We start from the raw sequence: 26,693 nt of genomic DNA, 5'->3' as shown, positions 1-26,693 counted from the left end.
CGCCCCACCCTTGAGGCGAGCGGGCGAATCAGGGAATAACGGCCCCGGCCGACCGGCGCCGCCGGGCTTCCACGGCGACCTCCCGCGAGGCGGCCGCGGCCACCGAGGTGGCGGCGCCGACCCCGGCCAGCACCCGAGGCCAGAAGTCCCCGAAGACCTCGACCGCGACGGCGATCAGCAGCGCGGTGATCACCGCGACCACGTGCTCCAGGCCCGCCAGGTTCGGCAGTATGACCGCCTCGCCGACCATCACGGCCACCACCAGGCCGGCAGTGAACCAGGCCCGGCACCGGAAGGCGATGCAGATCGCCAGCGCCACCACCGCGGCCGACGGCCCGGTGTCCCGCACGTAGGCGACCCACTTCGGGAAGCCGAACAGGTGGCCCGGCCCGACCGCCACGCCGACCCGGGCGAACAACGTGCCCGCCAGGGTGCAGGCGTAGGCGACCACCAGGGTCATCCGCCGGCCGAGCACGATCTCGGCGATCGCGAAGACCACGAACACCTGGGCCAGCGCCCCCCAGACCGGCAGGTCCAGCGCCGGAACGTACAGCGACAGCGGGGTCCGCAGCAGCGAGACCTCCAGCGGCAACGCCGCCCGCACCACCCCGATGTGGCTGACGAAGTGCTCACCGCCCGGCAGGTGCTGGACGATGCTGAACAGCAGGATCAGAAACGTCGCCAGCGTGGCCAGCGGAACAGCGGCGAACTTCTTTCGCGCCACCGTGTTCCGAACCGTCACGAACAACGTTCCCCACTCGGCGACAGCGGCCGTTCTGGCTAGCGCCAGCGGCCCCTTTCGCACGCCCCCCGCGTGGGTCCTGTAAATCACAACCGTTTCTCCGAATCCCCGAACCTTCTACTACTCCAACATTAGAAGCCTGTTAACAATGGGCACATCGGCAGGGATGGGGATAAGGGTCATCCTCAGGGGGGAGAGCGATCCCCCCTCCGGACCCCCATCCGGCTACCGGCCCCCTCCGCCCCCCGACGGAGGGCTACCCCTTCCCGTCCCGGGCCGCCACCGGGACCCGGGGCGCCACCACGGGTGCCCCGGCGTGCCGGCGTCGGAACAGGGCGGGCAGGCTCGGCGCGACGATGAAACCCTCGGCGCGCGCGCTCGCGATGCCGATCCGCGGAATCTCGCTGCTCTTCTCGAACAGCAGGTAACGCGGCTCCCAGATCGGCCGGTACTTGGCATTCGCCCGGTACAGCGACTCGATCTGCCACCAGCGCGAGAAGAAACCCAGGGTGGAGCGCCACAGCCGCAGCACCGGTCCGGCGCCCAGGCGCGAACCGCGCTCGAAAACGGACCGGAACATCGCGAAGTTCAACGACACCCGCTTCAGCCCGACCTCCTCGGCGCGCTGCAGCAGCTCGATCACCATGAACTCCATCAGGCCGTTCTCGGTGTCGCGGGCCCGGCGCATCAGGTCCAGCGAGAGCCCGTCCGGGCCCCACGGGACGAAGCTCAGCAGCGCCTTCAGCTCGCCCTCGCCGTCACTGCACTCCAGCATCACGCAGCGGCCGTCGCCGGGGTCGCCGAGCCGGCCGAGCGCCATCGAGAAGCCGCGCTCGGTCGCCCCGTCGCGCCACTCGTCGGCCTTGGCCACCAGCTCGGCCATCTCGGTCTCCGAGATGTCCTCGTGGCGGCGGATCCGCACCGTGTACCCGGCCCGCTTGACCCGGTTGTACGCCTGCCGGACCACCCGCATCGCGCGGCCGTCCAGCGAGAACTCGTCCAGCTCGACGATCGCCTCGTCGCCCAGCTCCAGCGCGTCCAGCCCGTGCCGGGCGTAGATCACTCCGGCCTCCTCGGAGGCGCCCATCACGGCCGGCGCCCAGGCGTGCTCGCGGGCTTCGGACAGCCAGGCGTCGATCGCGCCCGGCCAGGCCTCCGGGTCGCCGATCGGGTCGCCCGAGGCGAGCGAGACGCCGCCGATCACCCGGTAGGTGACCGCCGCCTTGCCGCTGGGGGAGAAGATCACCGCCTTGTCCCGGCGCAGCGCGAAGTAGCCGAGCGAGTCCCGCTCGCCCTGCTTCTCCAGGAGTCCGCGCAGCTTCGCCTCGTCCTCCGGGTTGAGCAGCTCGGTGCCCCGCGGGCTGCGGAAGGCCACGTACAGCACCAGCAGGAAGAGCGCCCCGCCCATCGCGTTGATCGCGGCGTTCACCCAGGTCGGCGCGGCGATGACCGAGCGCAGGTGCTCGGACGGGGTGATGGTGATCATCCGGCCGACCGAGTACCGGAAGAGGTCCCAGAAGCCCGCGCCGGTCAGCTCGTTGGTCAGCCAGACCAGCAGCGCGCCGACCCCGCCGCCGAACACCAGCCCGCCGACGAAGGTGGCCGCCGCGGTCTTCGGGTTGGAGCTGTCGCCCTTGGACGTGAACTCCTTGCGCCCGATCAGCAGCGCCAGCACGAACAGGCAGGTCAGGATGGTGGAGAAGTAGTTGAGCGGGTGCTCGTGGAACCGCTCGTCCGGCAGCACCATGAGCGCCAGGTAGAGCAGTGCGAACAGGCCGCCGAGCGCCGCGTTGAAGATCCACGCGGCCCGCTTGCGCCGCCGCATCGCGACGGCGAGGAAGATCGACAGCACCGCGCTGGCCAGGCCCGAGGTCATCAGGTACGGGGTGAAGTACTCACCCTCGTTGTGCTCGCTGACCTGGTTGCGGAAGGGCACCAGCAGCACCGTCGCGACGTTCAGCAGGGCGATCAGCCGCAGGTACCAGACGGAGGCCACGGCGGCCCGCGGGCGCCAGCGGTCGAGCACGCCGACGGGCCGGGGCCCGGGTGACGTGGCGGACGGCTCCGACTTCACAGTGGACGACACAGCTCAATTCCAAACGATCAGATGGTGGGGCGCATCCGCGTACGGCCCGGCGGCGGGCGCCCGCACGGGCCCGACGGACTGACCGGCGACACCCGTCCGACCGTCCGCCCAGGTGAGGGAGTGGGCCGGAAAGGCTCAGCCAACTCCATGGTTCCCCACCAAGCCTGAGAATTACGTGAACCGGGTAGCGGATTCCCACCCCCGCCGAACGGCGGGGGTCGCCACCCCCCGGGCGTTCGGCGCCCCGCCCCGGCTACCCCTACCCTCGGAAACGACCCACGCGGACCGCCCCCACCCGGCCGCCCGAACCGAGGAGGCACCAATCACCACCACCCGCGTGCTGATCGTCGACGACGAGATCCTGGTCCGCTCCGGCCTCGGTCTGATCGTCGGTTCCGCCCCCGACCTGGAGGTGGTCGGCGACTGCTCCGGCGGCCAGGCCGAGGAGCACGTCCAGCGCCTGCGCCCGCACGTGGTGCTGCTCGACATCCGGATGCCCGACCTGGACGGCATCTCGGTGCTGCGCCGGCTGCGCGCCCTGCCCGACCCGCCCGCCGTGGCGATGCTCACCACCTTCGACACCGACGAGTACATCGGCACCGCGCTGCGGGCCGGCGCCGTGGGCTTCCTGCTCAAGGACACCGCCCCCGAGCAGCTGGTGCACGCCGTCCGGGTGCTCGCGGCCGGCGGCAACATCCTCTCCCCGACCGTCACCCGCACCGTGATCGGCGGCTACGTGGACGGCGGCGCCCCGGACGCCGAGGCCACCTCACTGGCCCGCACCCTCACCAGCCGGGAGCTCGACGTGCTCGCGCTGCTCGGCGAGGGCCTGTCCAACGCCGAGATCGCCGACCGCCTCTTCCTCGGCACCGGCACCGTCAAGGACCACATCAGCGCGATCCTCGGCAAACTCGGCGCCGCCAACCGGGTGCAGGCCGCGGTCCTCGCCCACCGGGCCGGCCTGGTCCGGCCCAAGCCCGGCGACGGAGCATGACGACCGCCGACCAGCTGCCGTCCGGACGGCTGCCGGCCTGGTGCACCGCCCCCTGGCTGATGCTGCTGCTGCCCGTCCTCTACTCCCTGCTGGACGCCGCCCTGGTGGCCCGGGACGCCACCTGGTGGCAGGTGACCCTCTCCACGCTGGCCGCCGTCGCGCTGTTCTGGCGCCGCCACTTCCCGGTCGTGGTGCTGCTGCTCACCATGCCCGGCAGCTGGGTGGACGAGATCTGGCTGGCCCCGATCACCGCCGTCTACACAGTGGCCGCCGAACGTCCCCGCCCGCGGTTCGTGATCCCCTGCGGTGTCCTCTTCACCCTGGTCGAGTTCTTCCACTGGCCGCTGCCCGACAACGTCTTCAACCTGAGCCGGGCCACCGCCCTCGACGCCATCCAGGCCGTGATGCTGGCCGCCGGCCCGGCCGCCACCGGCCTGCTCTCCCGCACCCGGCGGGAGCTGGCCGCCCGCCTGGACGAGCTGACCCGCGGCCAGGAGCGGGAGAGCCGGCTGCTGGCCGAGCGGGTGCTGATCACCGAGCGCGGCCGGCTCGCCCGGGAGATGCACGACGTGGTCTCGCACCAGGTCAGCCTGATCAGCATCCAGGCCGGCGCGCTCCAGGTCAGCTCCACCGACCCGGCCGCCGTGACCACCGCCCGCACCATCCGCGAACTGTCCGTTCGGACCCTGGACGAGCTGCGCCAGATGGTCGGGGTGCTGCGCGGCACGAGCGGCCGGCTGCCGGACGCCCCGCTCGCCCCGCAGCCCCGGCTGGCCGACCTGCCCCGGCTGATCGAGGAGAGCGGCCTGGCCGCCGACGCCGAGCTGAACCCCGGCGGCCCGTGGCCGGAGGCGGTGCAGCGGGCCGCCTACCGCACCGTGCAGGAGGCGCTGACCAACATCACCAAGTACGCCCCGGAGGCGCGGGTGCACGTGAAGGTCCGGGCGAAGGGCCGCCTGCTGCGGGTCGAGGTGCGCAACGACGCCCCGCCGGTCCACCCGGCCGAGCCCCTCCCGGGCGGCGGCCACGGCCTGGTCGGTCTGCGCGAGCGCGCCCAGCTGCTGGGCGGCACCCTCACCGCCGGCCCCACCCGGGACGGCGGTTTCGAGGTCCGCGCCGAGCTGCCCGCCACCCGTTCCTGAGCCACCGCGCCCCACTCCGGCAAGGACCGGTGGGACGACAAAAAAGCCCCGCAGATCCGTAGATCTGCGGGGCTTCGCTGTGCGCGAGGGGGGAGTTGAACCCCCACGCCCTTTCGGGCACTGGAACCTGAATCCAGCGCGTCTGCCTATTCCGCCACCCGCGCATGGGTGTTGTCCTCGTTGCCGACCGATCTTCCGAACCGCTCGGTACCATGAGGCCTTCGCGCTTCCTTGGACCGGCCTCCCTTCCGGGCGGCCCTTCCGACGTGGAAAACATTAGCACGACCTGCGGGGCTGCTCCGAATCGGTTCACCGACGAGACCGACCGCATCCGAACGGACGTACGCCGAACGCGTGCGCGAGGGAGGGGCGGCCGCTCCGACGGGCACACCTGGCGTGCCGTACCCGGAATGCGTCACCCTGTGTGTCCGAGCCCACCCCCGGGCACCACACGGTCCGGGAACCGTACGGAAGGGCCCGGCGTGGATACGATCAGTACGGAAGTACCGCAAGTAGGCACGGCCGGTTCGCGGGCGGGATCCGGTCGGCAGGCAGGCGAACGAACCCTGGAAGGGGGTGCCCCATGGGAGTGCTGAAGAAGTTCGAGCAGCGACTTGAGGGTCTCGTCAACGGCACCTTCGCCAAGGTGTTCAAGTCCGAGGTCCAGCCCGTGGAGATCGCCGGTGCGCTGCAGCGCGAGTGCGACAACAACGCGAGCATCTGGAACCGCGATCGCACCGTCGTGCCGAACGACTTCATCGTCGAGCTGAGCCCGCACGACCACGAGCGCCTCAGCCCCTACTCCGGGCAGCTCGGCACCGAGCTGGCCGGCATGGTCCGCGAGTACGCGGAGGCCCAGCGGTACACCTTCCTCGGCCCGCTCCAGGTGAACCTGGAGAAGGCCGACGACCTCGACACCGGCCTGTACCGGGTGCGCAGCCGGACCCTCGCCGCCGAGGAGCCCCAGCAGTACTCCCCGCCGCAGCCCGGCTACGACCGCCCGCCGGCCGCCCCGGCCCCGGGCGCACCGTGGCAGCAGCCCGGCGCCGGCCAGTACAGCGCGCCCCCGCCGCCGGCCACGCCCCCCGCGATGCCCCCGGGCCCGCCCGCGCCCGCCGGCGGCAACGTCCGCAACCTCCCCGGCGCCGGCCACGGCGGCACCTCGGTCCGCCGCTGGGTCGAGGTGAACGGCGCCCGCCACCAGATCACCGGCTCGGCCTGCGTGCTCGGCCGCTCCACCGAGGCGGACGTGCGGGTCGACGACCCCGGGGTCTCCCGCAAGCACGCCGAGATCCGGCCCGGCAGCCCTTCGATGGTGGTCGACCTGGGGTCCACCAACGGCATCGTGGTGGACGGACAGCACACCCAGCGCGCTACGCTCCGCGACGGCTCGCGAATCGTCGTGGGCTCCACCACCATCGTCTACCGGCAGGTCGAAGGGTAGTGTCCGAATTGTTCGCGCGCCTCGCTCACCGACTGGCGGGACGGTCATGTCAGAACTGACCCTCACGGTCATGCGGCTGGGATTCCTGGCCGTTCTGTGGCTGTTCGTCATCGTCGCTATCCAGGTGATCCGCAGCGACCTCTTCGGCACCAAGGTGAACCCGCGCTCCTCCCGTCGCGGCGCGTCCGCCACGGCAGGCGGCGGTGCACCCGCCCAGGCCGCGGGTCGCCCCACGCCTGCGCCGGCCGCTGCCGCCGCTGCCGCGTCGGCGGCGACCGTGGCCCAGCCCGGCGGCGGACGCCGTCGCGGCGCCCCGAGCCAGCTCGTCGTGGTGCAGGGCTCGCTGGCCGGCACCACCGTGGCGCTGCAGGGCCAGACCATCACGCTCGGCCGCGCACACGACTCCACCATCGTGCTGGACGACGACTTCGCGTCCTCCCGGCATGCCAGGATCTATCCGGATCAGACTGGGCAGTGGACGGTCGAGGATCTAGGCTCCACCAACGGCACCTATCTGGACCGGCAGCGCCTGACCGCGCCCACCCCGCTCCAGCCGGGCACGCCGATCCGTATCGGCAGGACCGTCATCGAACTGCGGAAGTAGTAGCGCATGAGGGACAGCATCCCGTCCATGACCCAGAGGGGGGCACAGGTCGCATGACCCTGGTGCTGCGCTTCGCCGCCGGCTCCCACAAGGGACTGATCCGGGAGGGGAACGAGGACTCCGGCTACGCCGGGCCGCGGCTGCTGGCCGTGGCCGACGGCATGGGCGGCGCCGCGGCCGGTGAGGTCGCTTCCTCCGAGGTGCTCGGCTCGATCGTCCGGCTGGACGAGGACGTGCCGGGCGCCGACCTGCTGACCCTGCTGGGCGACGCCGTCCAGGGCGCCAACGACCGGCTCCGGCAGATGGTCGAGGAGGACCCGCAGCTCGAGGGCATGGGCTGCACGCTGACCGCCATGCTCTGGACGGGCCAGCGGATGGGCATGGTGCACGTCGGCGACTCCCGCGCCTACCTGCTGCGCGACGGTTCGCTGGTGCAGATCACCCAGGACCACACCTGGGTGCAGCGCCTGGTCGACGAGGGCCGGATCACGCCCGAGGAGGCCGAGACCCACCCGCAGCGCTCGCTGCTGATGCGGGCGCTGGACGGCCGCGGCCAGGTCGAGCCCGACCTGTCGATCCGCGAGGTCCGGGCCGGCGACCGCTACCTGATCTGCTCCGACGGCCTCTCCGGCCCGGTCAGCCACCAGACCCTCCAGGACACCCTCGGCAGCTTCTACTCGCCCGAGCAGACCGTGCAGGAGCTGATCCAGCTCGCGCTGCGCGGCGGCGGTCCGGACAACATCACCTGCATCGTGGCGGACGTCATCGACGTCGGCGCCACGGACACCATGAGCGGCCAGTTCAACGACGTCCCGGTGGTGGTCGGCGCGGTCGCCGACGCCCCGCCGTCCTCGGCCGCCGCCGACCGCTCGATCGCGGACACCCCGGCCGGCCGCGCGGCGGGCCTCGGCCGCGGCCCGCAGGGCGCCTTCGGCCCGGCCGAGGGCTACGAGGCCGGCCACGACCCGTCGGCCGGCTTCGGCCCCGCCGAGGGCTACCAGGGCGCGTACGGCTCCGCCGAGCCCTCGGTGTACGGCACCGAGGACTTCGACGAGGAGAAGCCCCCGAAGCGCAAGCGCAAGGGCCTGACCGCCTCGGTGGCCGCCCTGGTCACGCTCGGCCTGCTCGGCGGCGCCGGCTACTTCGGCTACCAGTGGACCCAGGACCAGTACTACATCGGCGAGGACGGCGACCACGTCGCGGTCTACCAGGGCATCAACCAGAGCCTGGCCGGCCTGAGCCTGTCCTCGGTGCACGACTCGTACAGCGGCATCCAGCTCAAGTGGCTGCCGCAGGACCAGCGCGCCCACGTGAACAAGACCATCTCGGTCAGCAGCCTGAACGACGCGCAGACGACCGTCCAGGAGCTCGACGGCTGGGTCCAGCTCTGCCAGCGGGCCGCCAAGGCGGCGGCACCGGCGCAGGGCACCCAGGCGACGCAGGCCACCCATGCCGCGTTCCTGGCGACCACGCCGACCCCGGGCGAGAAGAACCGCGGCCCGGCCGCGGCGGCCCCGACCGCCGCGCCCTCGACCACGCCGACCCCGACGGCCCCGGGCACGACCCCCCCGAGCACGCCCACGCCGGGCGCGACCGCGCCCGCACCGAACGCCACTCCTCCGGCGGCCGGCGCGCAGGGCGACCAGAACCCGCTGACCGAAGACGAACTCAGCCGGGCCAACTCTTGCCCGAAGCAGTGACGTCCGTGATCCGACATAGGACCGCCCCGAGCGGGCTTGCCGGCCGTCAGGGAGCGGTCACCACGTGAGCAGCTACAACCTGAGCGAAGACAGCGAGCGGTCCGGTCGGCGCCGGGCGTCGGCCGAGCGGGCCGTCCCCCGTCGACGGGGCAACACCACCATCTCCCCGCAGGAGGCGCCGAACCGGCGCAACACCGAGCTGGCCCTGCTGCTCTTCGCGGTACTGCTGCCGGTCCTCGCGTACGCCAACGTCGGCCTGGCGATGGACTCCAAGCTGCCCGCGGGCATGCTCGGCTACGGGCTCGGCATGGGCGCCCTGGCGCTGGTCGCGCACCTGCTGGTGCGCCGCTTCGCGCCGTACGCGGACCCGCTGATGCTGCCGATCGCCACCCTGCTGAACGGCCTCGGGGTGGTGATGATCTGGCGGCTGGACAAGGCCGGGAAGCTGCTCAGGGGCAACTACCCGGCGGCCGAGAACCAGCTGATGTGGTCGGGTCTCGGGATCGCCGGCTTCATCGCGGTGATGGTCCTGCTGAAGGACCACCGGGTGCTCCAGCGCTACACCTACATCTCGATGGTGGTGGCCCTGGTCCTGCTCGCCGCGCCGGCCTTCTTCCCGTCCCGGGACGAGGACTTCGGCGCCAAGATCTGGATCCGGATGGGCAGCTTCTCCATCCAGCCCGGCGAGTTCGCCAAGATCATCCTGACGGTGTTCTTCGCCGGCTACCTGATGGTCAAGCGGGACGCCCTGGCGCTGGCCAGCCGCCGCTTCATGGGCCTCTACCTGCCGCGCGGCCGCGACCTCGGCCCGATCGTCGTGATCTGGCTGCTCAGCCTGCTGATCCTGATCTTCGAGAACGACCTGGGCACGTCCTTCCTGTTCTTCGGCCTGTTCGTGGTGATGCTCTACGTCGCCACCGAGCGGACCAGCTGGATCCTGTTCGGCCTGCTGATGTCGGTCGGCGGCGCGGTGGCGGTCGCCTCGACCGCCGACCACGTGAAGGTCCGCATCAACGCCTGGCTCGACCCGATGGCCGCCTTCGGCCCGCACCCGCCGAAGGGCGCCACCGAGCAGATCGGCCAGTCGCTGATGGCGCTCGGCTCCGGCGGGGTCACCGGCTCGGGCCTGGGCCAGGGCCGCTCCTGGCTGATCGCCTTCGCCGCCAAGAGCGACTTCATCCTGGGTTCCTTCGGCGAGGAGCTCGGGCTCACCGGCCTGATGGCGATCTTCCTGCTGTACGCCCTGCTGGTCCAGCGCGGCCTGCGCACCGCGATCGCCGCCCGCGACCCCTTCGGCAAGCTGTTCGCCGTCGGCCTCGCCTCGGCGATGGCGATCCAGGTGTTCGTGGTGGCCGGCGGTGTCACCGGGCTGATCCCGCTCACCGGTATGACCATGCCGTTCCTCGCTCAGGGCGGTTCGTCCGTGGTCGCCAACTGGGCGCTGGTCGCGATCCTGCTGAAGATCAGCGACAGCGCCCGCCGACCCGGGGCCGAACCGGCCCCGGCCACCGAGGGCCAGGGAGGACCCGCCCGATGAACAAGCCGATCCGCCGGGTCTCGATCTTCTGCCTCGTACTGATCCTGGCCCTGATGGTGCGCACCAACTGGGTCCAGGGCGTCCAGGCCGAGTCCTGGGCGAACGACAAGAACAACAAGCGCCAGGTGTACGACCGCTACGCCCACCCGCGCGGCAACATCATCGTCAGCGGCCAGCCGGTCACGAAGTCCGACTTCGTCAACGGCCTGCGCTACAAGTACAAGCGCTCCTGGGTCGACGCCCCGATGTACGCCCCGGTGACCGGCTACTCCTCCCAGGTCTTCGGCTCCAGCCAGCTGGAGAACCTGGAGGAGGGCATCCTCTCCGGGACCGACGACCGGCTGTTCTTCCGCAACACCCTGGACATGCTGACCGGTGAGCAGAAGCGCGGCGGCGACGTCCTCACCACCATCGACGCCAAGGTCCAGAAGGCCGCCTACGACGGCCTGGGCAACAAGAAGGGCGCGGCGGTCGCGATCGACCCGAAGACCGGCGCGATCCTGGCGCTGGTCTCCACCCCGTCCTACGACCCGGGGACCTTCTCCGGCAGCGACTCGGCCGACTCCAAGGCCTGGACGGACCTCAACGCGGACCCGAACAAGCCGATGCTCAACCGGGCGCTGAAGGAGACCTATCCGCCCGGCTCGACCTTCAAGCTGGTCACCGCGACCGCGGCGTTCGAGAACGGCCTCTACCAGAACGTCGACGACACCACGTCGACCCCGGAGCCGTACACGCTGCCCAACACCACCACGCAGCTGAAGAACGAGAGCCCCAACGAGCGCTGCGAGAACGCCACCGTCAAGTCCGGGATGGACCAGTCCTGCAACACGGTGTTCGCCAAGATGGGCGCCGACCTGGGCAAGGAGAAGATGCGGGCGCAGGCCGAGAAGTTCGGCTTCAACAGCACCGTCGACACCCCGGTCCGCTCGGAGAAGAGCATCTTCCCGGACAGCGCCAGCCTGGACGGCACCGCCCAGGACTCGATCGGCCAGCACGACACCCGCGCCACCCCGCTGCAGATGGCCATGGTCTCCGCCGCGATCGCCAACAACGGCAGCCTGATGCAGCCGTACCTGGTCGACCAGGAGCGCTCGGCCTCGCTGACCACCATCTCCAAGCACACCGAGAAGCAGTTCTCCCAGGCGATGAGCCCGGCCACCGCGCAGAAGATGCAGGACCTGATGGTCTCGGTGGTCGAGAGCGGCACCGGCACCAACGCCAAGATCCCCGGTCTGCAGGTCGGCGGCAAGACCGGCACCGCGCAGCACGGCGAGGACAACGCCGGACTGCCCTTCGCCTGGTTCACCTCGTGGGCCAAGGCCTCGGACGGCCGGTCGGTCGCGGTCGCGGTGGTCGTCGAGGACGGCTCCCAGAACCGCGACGGCATCAGCGGCGGGCGGCTCGCGGCCCCGATCGCCAAGGCGGTGATGCAGGCCGCACTCGGCAAGTAACGAGCCGGGTCGCGGGTGAGGGGAATGTCACGATCGGCACCCCCGTCCGGATACCGGTCTGATATCGGCCGACGGCTGACTCCGGTCCGATGGGGTGCGACCGGTAGCGTATCCGCCAGCAGCGGGTGTGCCCGTTGCCGCCCGCGAGGCACCGAACGGCCCGGCCGGAGAACCGGTAGCGGACCGCGCGGCGTCACCCAGAGCGTGCGGGGACACCTACGTCACAACCTCACCGGCGGGTGAGGGAGAGGGTCGGAACTATGGAAGAGCCTCGTCGCCTAGGCGGCAGGTACGAGCTCGGCGGCGTCCTCGGACGCGGCGGCATGGCCGAGGTTTACCTCGCCCATGACACCCGGCTCGGCCGTTCCGTCGCAGTGAAGACGCTCCGGGCCGACATGGCCCGGGATCCGTCGTTCCAGGCCCGCTTCCGCCGCGAGGCACAGTCGGCGGCGTCCTTGAACCACCCCGCGATCGTCGCCGTGTACGACACGGGCGAGGACTACATCGACGGCATCTCCATCCCGTACATCGTGATGGAGTACGTCGAGGGGTCCACGCTGCGCGAGCTGCTGCACTCCGGCCGCCGGCTGCTGCCCGAGCGGGCGCTGGAGATGACCATCGGCATCCTCCAGGCCCTGGAGTACTCGCACCGGGCCGGCATCGTGCACCGCGACATCAAGCCCGCCAACGTGATGCTGACCCGGCAGGGCAACGTCAAGGTGATGGACTTCGGCATCGCCCGCGCGATGGGCGACGCCGGGATGACCATGACGCAGACCTCTGCCGTCATCGGCACCGCCCAGTACCTCTCCCCCGAGCAGGCCAAGGGCGAGCAGGTCGACGCCCGCTCCGACCTCTACTCCACCGGCTGCCTGCTCTACGAGCTGCTGACCGTCCGGCCGCCGTTCGTCGGCGACTCGCCGGTCGCGGTGGCCTACCAGCACGTCCGGGAGGAGCCGCAGCCGCCGTCGGTCTTCGACCCCGAGGTGCGCCCCGAGATCGACGCGATCGTGCTGAAGGCGCTCGCCAAGGACCGCGACTACCGCTACCAGAGCGCCGACGAGATGCGCGACGACATCGAGCGCTTCCTCGACGGCCTGCCGGTGGCGGCCGCCCAGCAGGCCGCGTACGGCATGGGCGCCGGCTACGGCTACGACCAGAACGGCTACCCGCAGCAGCACGACCCGTACGGCCAGACCAACATGCTGCCGCAGCAGCCCGGCGGCGGCCCGACCACCGTCCTGCCGCAGGCCGGCGGGCAGCCCGGCTACGGGCAGGGCGGCTACCAGGACGACGGCTACGGCCAGACCCACGGCGGCGGCGCGGGCGGCGACGACGGCTACGGCCAGGGCGGCGGCCGGCGCGGCGAGGACCGGCCGAAGAAGAGCAACACCTCCTGGATCGTGCTGGCGGTGGCCGCCGTACTGGTCCTGGTCGGCACCTTCTTCGTGGCCCAGGCGATGTTCGGCAACGACAAGGGCAAGGACGCCGCGAAGGTCACCGCCCCGAACCTGGTCGGCAGGAGCCTGGCCGAGGCCAAGACCGCCGCCGCGGCGGCCGGTGCCAAGCTCGTGGTGACCGAGGGCGAGAAGATCGCCTGTCCTGACGCCGCCGTCAAGAAGGACCAGGTCTGCACCCAGAACCCGACGGCCGGCAGCCAGATCGCCGAGACCGCGACCATCACGGTGCAGGTCTCCACCGGCCCGGCCAAGGCGCAGGTCCCGAACGTGGTCGGCAAGCCCAAGGACCAGGCGCTGCAGGCCCTGGCCGCGGCCGGCTTCACCAACGTCGGCACCCCCGAGTACAAGGACGACGACACCGCCCCGCAGGACACCGTCACCGGCCAGGACCCGGCGGCCAACCAGACCGCGGACCCGACCGCCCCGATCAAGCTGACGGTCTCGCAGGGCAAGACCAAGATCAACGTCCCGAACGTGGTCGGCGCCCAGAAGGAGGCCGCGGAGAGCACGCTGACGGGCCTCGGCTTCCAGGTCGACTCCTCGAAGACGGCGGCGGCCCCCGACCCGTCCAAGATCAACACCGTCGCCGCGCAGTCCCTCCAGGCCAACTCCAAGGCCGCGGCCAACACGAAGATCGCGCTGACGATCTACAAGGCCCCGGACAAGGCCCAGGTCCCGCCGGTGCAGAACCTCAAGCTGTCGGACGCCATCGCGGCGCTGTCGAAGGCCGGCCTCGGCTACAGCGTGATCGGCCCTCAGGACCCGAACGCGATCGTCCAGATGAGCACCCCGGGGGCCGGCACCCCGCTGGACCCGAACACCCAGGTCCAGCTGCTCACCAAGCCGGCCGACCCCCCGAAAGGGGGCGACCCCACCACCCCACCCGCCAAAGGGGACCACTAGGCCTCCGATATTCCCCTGGTTCAACTGAACCGGGGACCCGGAGCCCGGTAGGGCCGGACAGCGACGCCCGAGGGCCCGCCGCAGCGGATGCGGCGGGCCCTCGGGCGTTCTCGACCCCCATGACGCCCCACGAGGCCCCACCAGACCTCACGAGGCCTCAGGAGTGGCGCAGCTCCGGCGGCGGAGTGCGCTTGGCGTCCATGTCGTCCACCCGCACCAGGCTCCCCCAGACCGCCATCCGGTAGCGCGAGGTGTAGACCGGCGTGCAGGTGGTCAGGGTGATGTAGCGGCCGGGGACGGCGTACCCGGAGCGGGCCGGGACGGGCGCCACGATGCCGGTGTCGAACTTGGACGTCTCCGGCAGGGTGCTGTCGACCTTGTAGACGTACCACTTGTCCTTGGTCTCGACGACGACCGCGTCGCCCTTGTGGACGGCGTCCAGGTCGTGGAACTTGGCGCCGTGGCCGTCCCGGTGGGCGGCCAGCGCGAAGTTGCCCGCCTGGTCCCAGGGCAGCGCGGCCTTGTACGGCTGCTCGTAGACGCCCGCCACACCCTCGTCCAGGACCTCGGTGGAGGTGCCCATCCGGATCAGCACCTGGAAGTCCCTGCCCATCGCCGGGACGTGCAGGAAGCCCACGTCGTCCCCGGCCGCGAACTGCGCCGGCCCGGGCGGGGCGCCGGGGGCGGGGGTGGTCCCGGGCGCGGCCGAGGGGGCGGCGGTCGGGCCCGCGGCCCAGGCGCCGCGCAGCCGGTCGGCGGCCTCCGACGCCGAGCGGTCGGCCTGCACGTTGGTCCACCACAGCGAGTAGGCCACGAACAGGCCGAGCACCAGGCCCAGGGTGATCAGCAGCTCGCCGAACACCCCGAGCGCGGCCAGCGCCCGGCGCCTCCCGCGCCCGGCCCGCTGCCCGGGCTGCTGCCCGGGCGGGGGGAAGGCGTCCTGCCCCGGTTCGGCCGACTGCGCGGCCTCGTCGTCCTGCATGTGCGGTGCTCCCCCTCCGGGCCGGGCGTCCGGGCGGCTACCCGCCCGTGATCGCCGCCGGCTTGCCTTGGCTGCGCGGCCGTTCCTCGATCATCTTCCCAAAGACGATGAGACGGAACTTGGAGGTGAACTCCGGGGTGCAGGTGGTCAGCGTGATGTAGCGGCCGGGGCCGGCGTACCCGGCGCCGTTCGGCACCGGCTTGATCACGCTCACGTTGCTGGGGGAGGTCTCCGGGATGCCCCCGGTGATCTCGTAGGTGTAGTACCCGGCGGCGGTCTCCACCACGACCTTGTCGCCCTTGGAGAGCTGGTTGATGTACCGGAACGGCTCGCCGTGGGTGTTGCGGTGGGCGGCCAGCGCGAAGTTGCCCGCCTGGTCGCCGGGCATCCCGGTGCCGGGGTAGTGGCCGACCAGGCCCTTGTCGAGCACCGCCGACTTGGAGGTGCCCTCGGCGATCGGGAACTTCAGCCCCAGCTTGGGCAGGTAGATGATGGCGAAGCCCTTGCCGGGCTCGAACACCTCGGGCTTGTTCGGGTCCGGAGCCGGCTGCCCCGGCTGCGCGGGTGCCTGGGCCGCGTCGAACTGCTGCTCCAGCTGGTTGCGGGCCCCGCTGGCGGCCGCGTCGGCCTGCACGTTGGTCCACCAGAGCTGGTAGGCGACGAAGAGCAGCATCACCACGCCGAGCGTTATGCACAGCTCGCCGACGGCTCGGGCGGCCACGACGACCGCGGACTCCTTGGGGCGCACCCGTCCGGCGGCCCGGCCGCCCGCCCGGCGCCGCCCGTTGCCCGACCGGATCGCCGGACGGCCCTGGGCGGCCCGTCGACGCTCGGCCCGGCCGCCGGTGGGCGGGGCCGGCTCGGCGGCCGACGCGCCGACCCCGGCGGGCAGTCGCAGCTGGAGGGTCTGGTCGGGCAGCCAGGGGTACTCGGGCCCGCCCGCGAGGGGCTCCTCGGCCTGCTCGTAGACGCCCCAGGCGTCCTCGGGCGCGGTCTGGGCCGGGAACGCCTGCTGGTACGGGGCGGTGCCGGTGCCGTCGCCGTACTGCGGGCCCGCATACGGCTGGGCGCCGTCGAACTGCCGCGCGCCGCCGTACGGGTCCGCCTCCGGCTGGTAACGCCCCTCCGGACGCAGCGTGGTCACGCCGCTCAGCCCCGGCCGATCACCGGGGCGAGCCCGGCCGACCGGTCCACGGCCTGCGGGAAGCCGCACTCGGCGAGCCAGTTGGCGAGCATCCGGTGCCCGCCCTCGGTGAGCACCGACTCCGGGTGGAACTGCACGCCCTCGACCGGCAGTTCACGGTGCCTCAGGCCCATGATCACACCGCTCTCGGTCCGCGCGGTGACCACCAACTCCGCCGGAACGGTGGACGGTTCGACCGCGAGCGAGTGGTAGCGGGTCGCGGTCAGCGGCGAGGGCAGGCCCTCGAACACCCCGCCGTCCTCGTGCTCGACCAGCGAGGTCTTGCCGTGCAGCAGCTCAGGCGCCCGGCCGACCACCGCACCGTACGCGACCGCGAGCGACTGCAGGCCCAGGCAGACGCCGAACACCGGCAGCCCGATCCGCGCGCAGTGGTGCACCATCTCGATGCAGACCCCGGCCTCCTCCGGCGCGCCGGGCCCGGGGGAGAGCAGCACCCCGTCGAAGCCCTCCGCCCCGGCGCGGCGGACGGCGTGCTCGACGGTCACCTCGTCGTTGCGCACCACCTCGCAGGTGGCACCGAGCTGGTACAGGTACTGGACCAGGTTGAAGACGAAGCTGTCGTAGTTGTCCACCACCAGGATGCGGGGCGGGTTCGACTGGGTGGTCATGCGCGCGTGGTCTCCGTGGGATGCGGTGCCGGATGGCGGTGCTGGATGGAGGTGCCGGGGCCGCCGGTTCAACCGGCCGCGGCGCCGTCGCCGCCGTCCACTGTGACGTCACCGAAGGGGAGCAACGGTTCCGCCCACGGGAAGACGTAGGTGAAGAGCAGGTAGACGATCCCCAGGATGAGGAGCACCGAAAGGACGGCCTTGATCAGGGTGTTCCCCGGGAGGTGACGCCAGATGAAGCCGTACATGGTGCTCCCTCGTCGTAGCAGGCTGGGTCAAGAGTAGACCCGGCTTCCACGGCCGCGAGGCCGGTCCGCTACTGCCCGCCCGCCGACCGCAGCTCGGTGGTGCCGGAGTAGCCCGGCAGCGTCAGGTCGCCGCTCTCCTGGACCTTCCAGCCCAGCCCGTACGCCTGGACGTACTTCAGGTAGTTGCGGATCGTCGGGTCCGCGTCGACGGCCGAGCGCAGCGCCTCGGTCTTCCCCACCGCCTTGACCACGTACGGCGGGGAGTAGACCCGGCCCTGCAGCAGCAGGGTGTTGCCGACGCAGCGGACGGCGCTGGTGGAGATCAGCCGCTGGTCCATCACCTGCACGCCCTCCGCGCCGCCCCGCCACAGCGCGTTGACCACGGCCTGGATGTCCTGCTGGTGGATGACCAGGTCGTTGACGCCGGGCTCGGGAACGCCGGGGATGCGCGCGGTGGCGTTCGGCGGGGCGTCGTTGAGGGTGACGCTCAGTCCGCCGCCCTGCAGCGGCTCCAGGGCGGCGCCGAGCCGCAGGCCGTCCAGCTGCGCCGCGTCGGCGGGGCTGTGGCCCTGCTGCTCGGTGAGGTCCTGGGCACGGGCCTGGAGGTCGGCGAGCTGGGACTGCGCCTGCTGGTTCTGCGCGCTGCGCTGGCGGATCACGTCGCCGAGGCTCAGCAGCGAGTTGTCGGTCCGCAGGTCGGTGCCGCGGGCGGTCTGCGCGCTGATGTAGAAGAGCAGTCCGGCGAGCGCGAAGACCGCGCAGGTCAGGGCACGTCCGACAATTCGGATATCGGAGCGGCGGGTACGGACCGGCTCAGGGGGAATCGACAAATTAGTCACCGTACCCTTATCTCCTCAGGACCCGCCGAGCCACTACGCTAACGGACGCCGGTGGCACGTGCGGAGCGTCCCTCAGTGCGTTCCCACGGCCGACCGCCGACCGACTCACCCGCTGCACCCCTGCGCGGTCTTCCAGCGCATCGACAGGAGAACCCCTCGTGCCGAAGTCTCGACTCCGCAAGAAGTCCGACTACACCCCGCCGACCGCGGCCGCGGTGAAGATCAGCTCGGGCCGCGGTTGGGTCGCGCCGCTGATGCTGGCACTGTTCCTGATCGGCCTGGTGTGGATCGTCACCTATTACGTGACCAGCGGCACCTACCCGGTCGAGAGCTGGCGGAACTGGAACATCCTGGTCGGCTTCGGCTTCATCGCCGCGGGGTTCGGCGTCTCCACCCAGTGGAAGTGACGACCCGCTCGTCCTGAGGCCCGGAAGGGCCGATTCCCGCCGCTCCGGATCGCTCGTCCCGGGGCGGCGGTCAGGCGTGCCCGGACGCGGGCGGGCATCCGGTCGGTTATCCCCACCATCGGACTGTCAGGCTTATCCACATGGTTATCCACACTGGGGAAAAGTCTCCCCAGCCTGTGGATAACTTTCCCGGGGGAACCGCCCACAGCCGTGCGCACCATCCCGGGAACCGGGGAAATCGCACAGCAGGACACGCGTAGAACAGCCGTCCGCACCGGGGGCGACGCACAGCCTGTGCACAACCCCGCACCCGCTGTGGACAAACGCCCGAGTCCTCAGGCGCCGTAGAGCGACATCCCGATCAGCAGCATCCCCGCCTCCAGGGCCAGCGCCCCGGCCACCGTCAGCCCCTGGACCAGGCCGCGGCGCTCGCGCGGGGCGTACATCAGGCCGGCCGCGGTCAGCGCGCCCACCGCCAGGCCGCCCAGGTGCGCCCGCCAGTCGATGCCGGGACGCGAGAAGGTGACGACCAGGTTGAAGACCAGGAACGCCATCACCATGGCCAGCGGGCCCTTGTTCCGCAGCTGCATCACGATCGTGGCGCCGATCAGCCCGAAGATCGCCCCGGACGCCCCCACCGAGTTCATCAAGTCGCCGGCCACCAGGAAGCCGAAGGTGCTGCCGCCCAGACCGGAGAGCAGGTAGAGGGCCAGGAAGCGGAGCCGGCCGAGCGCCTCCTCGAGCGGCGGACCGAGCCGGAGCAGCACCAGCATGTTCAGCCCGATGTGCCACCACTCCAGGTGCAGGAAGGTGGCGGTCAGCAGCCGGTACCACTGGTCCGGGCCGTCGGCGAGGCCGGCCGGACCGCCGAGGACGTCCCGTCCGGCGCTGAACAGCGACCAGGTCTGGCCCAGCCGTGGCGTGAGCACGTAGGCGGCCAGCAGCCAGACCACCACGTTGGTCCCGATCAGCAGCCTGGTGACCAGCCCGCCGTCGACGGTCGGCGCCCCGCCGAACCGGGTGGTCGCCCGCCGGGTCCCCGCGTGCCCCGTGCCGACGCACTCGGGGCACTGGAAGCCCACCGCGGCGGTCACCATGCACTGCGGGCAGATCGGCCGCTCGCAGCGGGTGCAGGAGACCCCGGTGGGCACCTGGGGGTGTCGGTGGCAGCCGGGCAACCCGGCCTCCGGGGACCGATCGGCCGACGACCGCGGCTCGTCCGGGCGCATCAGCGGGTCCCCTTCCGGTTCACGACCTCCAAAAAAGTCAGCCTACTGCCGCACCCCCGCCCCACGGCCCGCTCCGCCGCATCCCGCCCCACCCGAACGCCCCACCGAGCCACAGCTCCCGGGGGACCGCGTACGGCCCACCCGACGTGCCATCGGACAAATCAGGATGCATGATCAGCATTCAGGTGGATATGTGCATAAAGGACGCCACCCAGGAGGAGAGACTCGTGAGCTTTTCGGACTCAGCCCGTGAGACGGCCACCAGGACCCGGGACACCGCCGCACAGGTCGCGGAGGGCGCCAAGCAACGCCTCGGCCCCGCCCTGGACGCCCTCGGACCGATGGCCACCCAGGCCGGCCACAATCTCCGCGTCCAGTACGACAAGCACCTCGCCCCACAGTTCGGCCATGCCTTCGCCAGCCTGCCGCCGGAGGCCCAGCAGCAAGCCCTGAAGGCCCTCCACCGGGCCCAGGAGGCCGCCCTGGCGGCCCGCATCTCCGCCGCCCGGGCCGCGGACCAGGCGCGCACCACGGTCGTCCCCAGGGTGGCCCAGGCGGTCGACGACGCCCGCGCCGCGGTCGTCCCGGTCGCCCAGGAGGCCCAGACCCGGGGAGCCGCCGCGCTGACCGCCCTGCACGGCCACGTCAGCTCGGCCGAGATCAGCGAGCTGGCCGCCCGGAACGCCCGGAAGGAACGGTGCAACGGCTGGGCCACCGGCCTCGCCGTGGCCGGCCTTGTGGCGATCGGCAGCGGCCTGGTGGCCTGGCAGTGGTGGCGCCGGCACAGCAACCCGGAGTGGCTGGTCGAGCCCCCGGCGGCGCAGGAGTCCCGGCCGGCCGGCGCGCACGCCGCCACCGCCCCGGTGAACGGCTCCGGTCCCGAGGCCGAAGCCGTCGAGCCCGGCAAACCCGTCGACGACGAGGGCCCCACGACGGACTGACCGTGCGGAAGACGCGGCGAGGCCCGGAAACGCCGATCGGCCGCTGACCAGGATCCTGGTCAGCGGCCGATCGGCGACTGCTGTGAACTGTGGAGCATAGGAGACTCGAACTCCTGACATCTGCCTTGCAAAGGCAGCGCTCTACCAACTGAGCTAATGCCCCTCGACGGCACCGCCGGTGCCAACGGGCACTAGCGTACCGGGTTCCGGCGCGTTTCCCAGCGCCGTCCCCTGAAGGGGACCGGCCGGTCCGGTCGGTAGACCGGGCCGGCCGGCCCGGGAGGCGCGGGTCGGCGCCTCCGAAGACCGTCGATCGTCAGATCGCCCGGGGCTCAGCGACCGGCCGGGACCGGGTCGGTGGCCTCGGTCCACAGGTCCTGCTCGGCGCGGTCCGCCTGGACCTGACGGTAGACAAAGAAGCCGCCGAGGGCGACCAGGGCGACCAGGAGAAGCTTCTTCACCGCGGGACCTCGTCCTTCTTGCGTTGACGGACTCAAGAGCCGGATCCGGCCGGATTGACCGGTCCGACGAGTCCAGATGTGTTTCGAGCGCAAACGGGCGGCCGGGTGCCAGACTGCCCTTGCGGCCGATGATACACACCGGTATCCCAATCGTGACCAGCCACCGGTGCGGCCAACCCGGCGGTCCGGTCCGAGGATTGACGCAGCACCTTCTGCCGGGCGCCGCGCCGGCGTGCGGCCGGCCCGGGAATCCCCGGTCAGGCCCGGTCCGCCGGGCCTCCCGAGGGGCACGAGCGGGCGGGAACGCCGAAGGGCCCGGAGTGGATCACTCCGGGCCCTTCGGGGAGGTGGGCCTAACAGGACTTGAACCTGTGGCCTCTTCCTTATCAGGGAAGCGCTCTAACCGTCTGAGCTATAGGCCCTCGCCGAACAGAGAGCGTACCGGAATCCGCCCGATCCGCGAAAACGTCGAAGGCCCCGGAGTGGATCACTCCGGGGCCTTCGCGGTGGTGGGCCTAACAGGACTTGAACCTGTGGCCTCTTCCTTATCAGGGAAGCGCTCTAACCGTCTGAGCTATAGGCCCTTGCCGCACTGAAAGATTAGCGGACCGACGGCCGATCCCCCAAATCCGGGTCGGCCCGGCCTGCGGCGTGGATCCCGGCGGTCGGCCGCGGCGGGAGGGCGGCGGGTCGCAGCAGCCACTGCTCGCGGGTCGACGGGAGGCCCGCCGCGCCCTCCTCGGTGCTGCGGACGGCGAGGACCTGGTTGATCCCGATCCGGTTCTGCTCGAAGGCGAGCGCGCAGGCCGTCATGTACAGCCGCCAGACCCGGGCCCGGCCGCGGCCGACCAGCCGGACCGCCTCCGTCCAGTGCGCCTCGAGGTTGGCCACCCATTCGCGCAGGGTCAGCCCGTAGTGCTCGCGCAGCGACTCGACGTCCCGGACCTCGAAGCCGGCCTCCTCGAGCCGGGCCACGGTGGAACCGACGGGGGAGAGCTCACCGTCGGGGAAGACGTAGCGGTCGATGAAGGGGCTGGCGCGGTACGGCTCACCGGGGTGGTCGGGGCGGCGGGCGATCTGGTGGTTGAGCAGCCGGCCGCCGGGCGCCAGCAGCCGGTACAGGCCCTCGGCGTAGACCCGGTACTGCTCGGCGCCGACGTGCTCGGCCATCCCGACACTGGAGATCGCGTCGAACGGCCCGTCGGTGATCTCCCGGTAGTCCTGGAGGCGGACCTCGACCCGGTCGGCCAGGCCGGCCTCCTCGACCCGCGCACGGGCCAGCGCGACCTGTTCCCTGGAGATGGAGACGCCGACCGCGGTGACGCCGTAGTGCTCCGCCGCGTGCAGCAGCAGCGATCCCCAGCCGCAGCCGACGTCGAGCAGCCGCATCCCGGGCCGCAGGCCGAGCTTGCGGCAGATCAGGTCGAGCTTGGCCTCCTGGGCGGCCTCCAGGCTCTTCGCCTCCGGCGTCCAGTAGGCGCACGAGTAGACCATCGAGGGGCCCAGCACGAGGCCGTAGAAGTCGTTCCCGACGTCGTAGTGGTGGCTGATGGCCGCACGGTCCCGGTGGCGGCTGTGCAGCCGCCCCTCGGCCTTCCTGACCTCCTCCTGGGGCGGGGCCGGCTCGGGGCCGAGCGCCCCGGCCCGCAGGAGGGCCGCGAGGACCTGTCGGCCCTTGGCGCCGACGACGTCGCGCGGCCCGAGGTGGAGCGTGCGGATCTCCGGCCGCTCGGCGAACCGACCGACCACCGAGAGCACCTCGTAGAGGTCGGTGCCGGGGGCGATCTCCAGGTCCCCCGAGACGTAGGCCCGGGCCAGGCCCAGCTCGCCCGGCTGCCAGAGCAGCCGGCGCAGTGCCCGGCGGTTGCGCAGGACCACGGTGGGGGCCCCCGGCGGCCCGGCGACGCTGCCGTCCCAGGCCTGCACCCGCAGCGGTGCCGGGACCCCCAACAGCCCGTCCAGGGCCTCGACCAGTTGACCTGCGAGCTTCGCCACCGCGCGCCTCCGTCCAGTCGTCCTGCTGAACCTCTCCTGACCCGGCCGTACGGACCGGGGGCGGCCTGCGGCACTCCCAGGCGCGGAACGGGCGCCACCCAGCAAATCCCACCGCGGCCGACCGGATTCCGGGCGGCACGCCGCGGGGTGCCGGCTGTCACCCGAATGCCGACGGGCCCCACCGGCTGCAACAGTCGGTGGGGCCCGTACATTCCGTCCGTGGACGGGAAACTGAGTGTGAGTCAGGATCCGGCCGGGATCAGTCCTCCTCGGCCAGGGTCAGCTCGATGCCGCCGGTGAAGCCGGCCGCCGCGTTGTAGATGAACGCGGAGAGGGTGGACAGGGCGGTCAGCAGGACGACGTCGACCACGGCGATCAGCGTGGTGAAGGTCATCACCTTGCCGAAGCCGACGTAGTCCATCAGGTTGAGGCCGCCGTTGCTGTCCGAGCCCGTGACGTCCTTGAGGGTCTTGGTCAGCGAGTCGAAGACGCCGAGCGAGTCCAGCGTCATCCACAGCACCGCCGAGGCCACGATGATGATGATGCCGACGGCCAGCGACAGCAGGAAGCTGACCTTCATCACCGACCACGGGTCGACCTTGGTCACCCGCAGCCGGGCCTTGCGGGTCCGGCCGAGGCCCGCGGCGGCGGCCGCCGCCGCGGGCGGGGCCGCGGGCGCTCCGGCGGGGCGGCGCGCCGCTCCGGGAACGGGGGTGCCCCGGGGCGGGGTCGGCTGCCCCTTGGCGTACGTGGTCGGCTGGGAGAAGCCCCCCGAGCCGGCCGCCGGGGAGCCCCCCGGCGGCGGGGGCGTCTGGCCACCGTAGGCCGCGCCGCCCTGACCCGCGCCGCCGGCCTGCGGCATCAGCGAGGTGGACGCGGTCGAGTGCTCGGTCGGCGGCTGCGGGACGCCGTACGAACCCCCGCCCTGCGCGCCCGGACGGCCGCCGGAGGTCCCTCCCGCAGCACCCGTGGCTCCACTCACCTGGTCCTCCCGCACTTCCCACCAGGGCGGCGGCGCCGCCCTGCTTCGTCACTCGTCATCCAGCGCCCGGCGGGATTGCCCGGAACTGGTCGGCGTCCGGTGTCGCCACGCCCACTGTGGGGGACGCGGCGACACCGGTCTGCGGTTCGGTTCAGGCCTCGACGTCTCCGTCGACCGCCGTCTCCGCACCCTCGGCCGGCTCGGTGGACTCGGTGCCGGCGATCTCGTCCTCCGCCGGCTCCTCGTCCTCGGCTTCGGCGTTGCGGGCCATGCCCACGACAGCGTCGCGCTTTCCGAGGTTGATCAGTTGGACGCCCATCGTGTCACGTCCGGTTTCACGAACCTCGGAAACCCTCGTGCGGATCACCCCACCCGAGAGGGTGATCGCCATGATCTCGTCGGTTTCGTCGACCACGAGCGCGCCGACGAGCGAGCCCCGGCCCTCGACGATCTTCGCCGCCTTGGTGCCGTAGCCGCCGCGTCCCTGGACACGGTACTCGTCCACACCGGTGCGCTTGGCGTACCCGCCGTCGGTGGCGGTGAAGACGTAGGTTCCCGGGCGGACGACGTTCATCGAGAGCAGCTCGTCGTCCTCGCGGAAGGCCATGCCCTTGACGCCGGAGGTGGCGCGGCCGGTGGAGCGCAGGGCGTCGTCGGTCGCGGTGAAGCGGATCGACTGGGCCTTCTTGGAGACCAGCAGCAGGTCGTCCTCGGCGGAGACCAGCTCGGCGCCGATCAGCTCGTCGTCCCGGCCCTCCTCGTCCTGGCGCAGGTTGATCGCGATCAGGCCGCCGGAGCGCGGGGAGTCGTAGTCCTTCAGCGCGGACTTCTTCACCAGACCGGCCCGGGTCGCGAGGACCAGGTACGGCTTGTCCTCGTAGGTCCGGACGGCCATCACCTGGGCGATGTGCTCCTCCGGCTGGAAGGCCAGCAGGTTGGCCACGTGCTGGCCGCGGGCGTCGCGCCCGGCGTCCGGCAGCTCGTAGCCCTTGGCGCGGTAGACCCGGCCCTTGTTGGTGAAGAACAGGATCCAGTTGTGGGTCGTCGTCACGAAGAAGTGGTCGACGATGTCGTCCTGCTTCAGCTGGGCACCGCGCACGCCCTTGCCGCCGCGCTTCTGCGAGCGGTAGAGGTCGGAGCGGGTCCGCTTGACGTAGCCGCCACGGGTGATCGTGACGACGATGTCCTCCTCGGCGATGAGGTCCTCGATGGAGAGGTCGCCGTCGGAGGGGATGAGGGTGGAGCGCCGCTCGTCGCCGTACTTCTCGACGATCGCGGTGAGCTCCTCGGAGATGATCTCCCGCTGGCGGGTCGGCGAGGCCAGGATCGCGTTGTACTCGTCGATCTTGCGCTGCAGCTCGTCGTGCTCGTCCATGATCCGCTGGCGCTCGAGGGCGGCCAGGCGGCGCAGCTGCATCTCCAGGATGGCGTTGGCCTGGAGCTCGTCGATGTCGAGCAGGCCCATCAGGCCGGTGCGGGCGGCGTCGGCGCTCGCCGAGGCCCGGATCAGCGCGATGACCTCGTCGATCATGTCCAGGGCGCGCAGCAGCGCGCGCAGGATGTGGGCGCGCTCCTCGGCCTTGCGCAGGCGGAAGGTGGTGCGTCGGACGATGACGTCGACCTGGTGGTTGACCCAGTGCCGGATGAAGGCGTCGAGCGAGAGCGTGCGCGGCACGCCGTCGACCAGGGCCAGCATGTTGGCGCCGAAGTTGGTCTGCAGGTCGGTGTGCTTGTAGAGGTTGTTCAGCACGACCTTGGCGACGGCGTCGCGCTTGAGCACGATCACCAGGCGCTGGCCGGTGCGCGAGGAGGACTCGTCGCGGACGTCGGCGATGCCGGCGACCTTGCCGTCCTTGACCAGGTCGGCGATCTTCAACGCGAGGTTGTCCGGGTTGACCTGGTACGGCAGCTCGGTGATCACCAGGCACTGGCGGCCCTGGATCTCCTCGACCTCGACCACCGCGCGCATGGTGATCGAGCCGCGCCCGGTGCGGTACGCCTCCTCGATGCCGCGGCGGCCGACGATCAGGGCGCCGGTCGGGAAGTCCGGGCCCTTGATCCGCTCGATCAGGGCGTCCAGCAGCTCCTCGTTGGAGGAGTCCGGGTGCTCCAGCGCCCAGAGGGCACCGGAGGCGACCTCGCGCAGGTTGTGCGGCGGGATGTTGGTGGCCATGCCGACCGCAATGCCGGTGGCACCGTTGACCAGCAGGTTGGGGATGCGCGCGGGCAGGACGGTGGGCTCCTGCGAGCGGCCGTCGTAGTTGGCGGCGAAGTCGACGGTCTCCTCGTCGATGTCGCGCATCATCTCCATGGCCAGCGGCATCAGCTTGCACTCGGTGTAGCGCATGGCCGCGGCCGGGTCGTTGCCCGGGGAGCCGAAGTTGCCGTTGCCGTCCACCAGCGGCATCCGCAGCGACCACGGCTGGGCCAGGCGGACCACGGTGTCGTAGATCGAGGTGTCGCCGTGCGGGTGGTAGTTGCCCATCACGTCGCCGACGACGCGGGCGCACTTGTAGTAGCCCTTCTCGGGGCGGTACCCGCCGTCGTACATCGCGTAGAGCACGCGCCGGTGCACCGGCTTGAGGCCGTCGCGGACCTCGGGCAGCGCGCGGCTCACGATGACGCTCATCGCGTAGTCGAGGTACGAGCGCTGCATCTCGGTCTCGAGCTCGATCGGCTCGACCCGGGACACGAAGCCCGCCTCGCTGTCAGACAGGGTGGTGGCGGTGCT

Annotated in this window: 22 protein-coding genes and 4 tRNA genes; 10 read left to right on the top strand and 16 right to left on the bottom strand. The window is 71.6% G+C overall.

The genetic code is table 11. The features are described 5' to 3' along the window. Positions 1–28 precede the first annotated feature (28 nt). Positions 29–742 carry a hypothetical protein gene (locus ACZ51D_RS08200; protein WP_360498143.1) on the bottom strand — a complete coding sequence of 238 codons (714 nt, stop codon included), beginning with the start codon at positions 740–742 and terminating at the stop codon, positions 29–31. Positions 743–998: 256 nt separating this feature from the next. After that, positions 999–2,768, bottom strand: coding sequence for a phosphatidylglycerol lysyltransferase domain-containing protein (locus ACZ51D_RS08195; protein ID WP_360498181.1), 1,770 nt, complete (start codon positions 2,766–2,768; stop codon positions 999–1,001). Between the two features lie 400 nt (positions 2,769–3,168). Here ACZ51D_RS08195 and ACZ51D_RS08190 point away from each other — a divergent pair, with 400 nt between their 5' ends. Both ACZ51D_RS08190 and ACZ51D_RS08185 read left to right on the top strand, forming a co-directional pair. Continuing rightward, a complete protein-coding gene (locus tag ACZ51D_RS08190; protein WP_465661761.1) occupies positions 3,169–3,822 on the top strand; it encodes a response regulator in 654 nt (217 codons plus the stop codon). After that, complete coding sequence (locus tag ACZ51D_RS08185) at positions 3,819–4,964, top strand: sensor histidine kinase (protein ID WP_465661603.1); 1,146 nt, start codon at positions 3,819–3,821, stop codon at positions 4,962–4,964. Before ACZ51D_RS08190 ends, ACZ51D_RS08185 begins: the two co-directional genes overlap by 4 nt. 80 nt (positions 4,965–5,044) lie before the next feature. Here the strand turns inward: ACZ51D_RS08185 and ACZ51D_RS08180 are convergent. Beyond that, positions 5,045–5,128, bottom strand: a tRNA-Leu gene (locus ACZ51D_RS08180). Positions 5,129–5,547: 419 nt separating this feature from the next. On the opposite strand from ACZ51D_RS08180, the gene ACZ51D_RS08175 reads away from it, so the two are divergent. The 6 genes from ACZ51D_RS08175 to pknB all read left to right on the top strand — a co-directional run bounded on the left by ACZ51D_RS08175 (position 5,548) and on the right by pknB (position 14,066). Further along, a complete protein-coding gene (locus ACZ51D_RS08175; RefSeq protein WP_360498147.1) occupies positions 5,548–6,408 on the top strand; it encodes a DUF3662 and FHA domain-containing protein in 861 nt (286 codons plus the stop codon). Positions 6,409–6,454: 46 nt separating this feature from the next. Next, positions 6,455–7,012: an FHA domain-containing protein FhaB/FipA gene (locus ACZ51D_RS08170; protein WP_360498149.1), complete on the top strand. Its 558-nt coding sequence runs from the start codon at positions 6,455–6,457 to the stop codon at positions 7,010–7,012. A 53-nt stretch (positions 7,013–7,065) separates the two neighbouring features. After that, positions 7,066–8,712 carry a PP2C family protein-serine/threonine phosphatase gene (locus ACZ51D_RS08165; protein ID WP_360498151.1) on the top strand — a complete coding sequence of 549 codons (1,647 nt, stop codon included), beginning with the start codon at positions 7,066–7,068 and terminating at the stop codon, positions 8,710–8,712. 160 nt (positions 8,713–8,872) lie between these two features. Further along, a complete protein-coding gene (locus ACZ51D_RS08160) occupies positions 8,873–10,249 on the top strand; it encodes an FtsW/RodA/SpoVE family cell cycle protein (RefSeq protein WP_360498185.1) in 1,377 nt (458 codons plus the stop codon). Further along, positions 10,246–11,703 (top strand): peptidoglycan D,D-transpeptidase FtsI family protein, encoded by a 1,458-nt coding sequence (locus tag ACZ51D_RS08155; protein WP_360498153.1) that lies wholly within the window; start codon positions 10,246–10,248, stop codon positions 11,701–11,703. Before ACZ51D_RS08160 ends, ACZ51D_RS08155 begins: the two co-directional genes overlap by 4 nt. A 260-nt stretch (positions 11,704–11,963) precedes the next feature. Continuing rightward, positions 11,964–14,066 carry a Stk1 family PASTA domain-containing Ser/Thr kinase gene (gene pknB, locus ACZ51D_RS08150; RefSeq protein WP_465615459.1) on the top strand — a complete coding sequence of 701 codons (2,103 nt, stop codon included), beginning with the start codon at positions 11,964–11,966 and terminating at the stop codon, positions 14,064–14,066. Between the two features lie 157 nt (positions 14,067–14,223). Here the strand turns inward: pknB and ACZ51D_RS08145 are convergent, their stop codons facing one another. The 5 genes from ACZ51D_RS08145 to ACZ51D_RS08125 all read right to left on the bottom strand — a co-directional run bounded on the left by ACZ51D_RS08145 (position 14,224) and on the right by ACZ51D_RS08125 (position 17,932). Further along, positions 14,224–15,048 (bottom strand): class E sortase, encoded by an 825-nt coding sequence (locus tag ACZ51D_RS08145; protein WP_465661600.1) that lies wholly within the window; start codon positions 15,046–15,048, stop codon positions 14,224–14,226. A 37-nt stretch (positions 15,049–15,085) separates the two neighbouring features. Further along, positions 15,086–16,192 (bottom strand): class E sortase, encoded by a 1,107-nt coding sequence (locus ACZ51D_RS08140; protein WP_396289017.1) that lies wholly within the window; start codon positions 16,190–16,192, stop codon positions 15,086–15,088. A 5-nt stretch (positions 16,193–16,197) separates the two neighbouring features. Next, positions 16,198–16,860: an aminodeoxychorismate/anthranilate synthase component II gene (locus ACZ51D_RS08135; RefSeq protein WP_360498159.1), complete on the bottom strand. Its 663-nt coding sequence runs from the start codon at positions 16,858–16,860 to the stop codon at positions 16,198–16,200. A gap of 68 nt (positions 16,861–16,928) precedes the next feature. Further along, the gene (locus tag ACZ51D_RS08130) at positions 16,929–17,108 is read right to left on the bottom strand and encodes a hypothetical protein (protein ID WP_360498161.1); all 180 of its coding nucleotides are present in this window, start codon (positions 17,106–17,108) and stop codon (positions 16,929–16,931) included. A 68-nt stretch (positions 17,109–17,176) separates the two neighbouring features. After that, positions 17,177–17,932, bottom strand: a complete 756-nt coding sequence (locus ACZ51D_RS08125) for a DUF881 domain-containing protein (RefSeq protein ID WP_465615860.1) — start codon at positions 17,930–17,932, stop codon at positions 17,177–17,179. Positions 17,933–18,105: 173 nt separating this feature from the next. On the opposite strand from ACZ51D_RS08125, the gene crgA reads away from it, so the two are divergent. After that, complete coding sequence (gene crgA, locus ACZ51D_RS08120) at positions 18,106–18,354, top strand: cell division protein CrgA (RefSeq protein WP_360498163.1); 249 nt, start codon at positions 18,106–18,108, stop codon at positions 18,352–18,354. Between the two features lie 335 nt (positions 18,355–18,689). Here crgA and ACZ51D_RS08115 read toward each other — a convergent pair whose 3' ends face one another. Next, positions 18,690–19,583 (bottom strand): rhomboid family intramembrane serine protease, encoded by an 894-nt coding sequence (locus tag ACZ51D_RS08115; RefSeq protein ID WP_360498165.1) that lies wholly within the window; start codon positions 19,581–19,583, stop codon positions 18,690–18,692. Positions 19,584–19,810: 227 nt separating this feature from the next. Between ACZ51D_RS08115 and ACZ51D_RS08110 the strand changes: the two genes are divergently transcribed. After that, positions 19,811–20,524, top strand: a complete 714-nt coding sequence (locus ACZ51D_RS08110) for a DUF5324 family protein (RefSeq protein ID WP_465615453.1) — start codon at positions 19,811–19,813, stop codon at positions 20,522–20,524. Positions 20,525–20,614: 90 nt separating this feature from the next. Here the strand turns inward: ACZ51D_RS08110 and ACZ51D_RS08105 are convergent. The 7 genes from ACZ51D_RS08105 to gyrA form a co-directional block, all read right to left on the bottom strand. Then, positions 20,615–20,687, bottom strand: a tRNA-Ala gene (locus tag ACZ51D_RS08105). 169 nt (positions 20,688–20,856) lie between these two features. After that, the gene (locus tag ACZ51D_RS08100; protein ID WP_014137031.1) at positions 20,857–20,985 is read right to left on the bottom strand and encodes a DLW-39 family protein; all 129 of its coding nucleotides are present in this window, start codon (positions 20,983–20,985) and stop codon (positions 20,857–20,859) included. Between the two features lie 348 nt (positions 20,986–21,333). Next, positions 21,334–21,407 (bottom strand) — tRNA-Ile (locus ACZ51D_RS08095). A gap of 85 nt (positions 21,408–21,492) precedes the next feature. Next, a tRNA-Ile gene (locus ACZ51D_RS08090) sits at positions 21,493–21,569 on the bottom strand. A gap of 16 nt (positions 21,570–21,585) precedes the next feature. Next, positions 21,586–22,980, bottom strand: coding sequence for a class I SAM-dependent methyltransferase (locus ACZ51D_RS08085; RefSeq protein ID WP_465615451.1), 1,395 nt, complete (start codon positions 22,978–22,980; stop codon positions 21,586–21,588). A 259-nt stretch (positions 22,981–23,239) separates the two neighbouring features. Beyond that, a complete protein-coding gene (locus ACZ51D_RS08080; protein WP_465661598.1) occupies positions 23,240–23,962 on the bottom strand; it encodes a DUF3566 domain-containing protein in 723 nt (240 codons plus the stop codon). Between the two features lie 151 nt (positions 23,963–24,113). Next, positions 24,114–26,678, bottom strand: coding sequence for a DNA gyrase subunit A (gene gyrA / locus ACZ51D_RS08075; RefSeq protein ID WP_465615858.1), 2,565 nt, complete (start codon positions 26,676–26,678; stop codon positions 24,114–24,116). Between the last annotated feature and the right edge of the window lie 15 nt (positions 26,679–26,693).

Source organism: Kitasatospora sp. NPDC033851, assembly GCF_055576085.1.
Note: the sequence above shows the minus strand (reverse complement) of the source record. Positions and strands in the feature narration are given on the sequence as shown.

What these genes read in the sequence shown, in the direction of transcription:
- ACZ51D_RS08185 (WP_465661603.1), top strand. Translation starts at nt 3,819, where the DNA reads ATGACGACCGCCGACCAGCTGCCGTCCGGACGGCTGCCGGCCTGGTGC.
- ACZ51D_RS08175 (WP_360498147.1), top strand. Translation starts at nt 5,548, where the DNA reads ATGGGAGTGCTGAAGAAGTTCGAGCAGCGACTTGAGGGTCTCGTCAAC.
- ACZ51D_RS08170 (WP_360498149.1), top strand. Translation starts at nt 6,455, where the DNA reads ATGTCAGAACTGACCCTCACGGTCATGCGGCTGGGATTCCTGGCCGTT.
- ACZ51D_RS08165 (WP_360498151.1), top strand. Translation starts at nt 7,066, where the DNA reads ATGACCCTGGTGCTGCGCTTCGCCGCCGGCTCCCACAAGGGACTGATC.
- ACZ51D_RS08155 (WP_360498153.1), top strand. Translation starts at nt 10,246, where the DNA reads ATGAACAAGCCGATCCGCCGGGTCTCGATCTTCTGCCTCGTACTGATC.
- pknB (WP_465615459.1), top strand. Translation starts at nt 11,964, where the DNA reads ATGGAAGAGCCTCGTCGCCTAGGCGGCAGGTACGAGCTCGGCGGCGTC.
- ACZ51D_RS08145 (WP_465661600.1), bottom strand. Translation starts at nt 15,048, where the DNA reads ATGCAGGACGACGAGGCCGCGCAGTCGGCCGAACCGGGGCAGGACGCC.
- ACZ51D_RS08135 (WP_360498159.1), bottom strand. Translation starts at nt 16,860, where the DNA reads ATGACCACCCAGTCGAACCCGCCCCGCATCCTGGTGGTGGACAACTAC.
- ACZ51D_RS08130 (WP_360498161.1), bottom strand. Translation starts at nt 17,108, where the DNA reads ATGTACGGCTTCATCTGGCGTCACCTCCCGGGGAACACCCTGATCAAG.
- ACZ51D_RS08115 (WP_360498165.1), bottom strand. Translation starts at nt 19,583, where the DNA reads ATGCGCCCGGACGAGCCGCGGTCGTCGGCCGATCGGTCCCCGGAGGCC.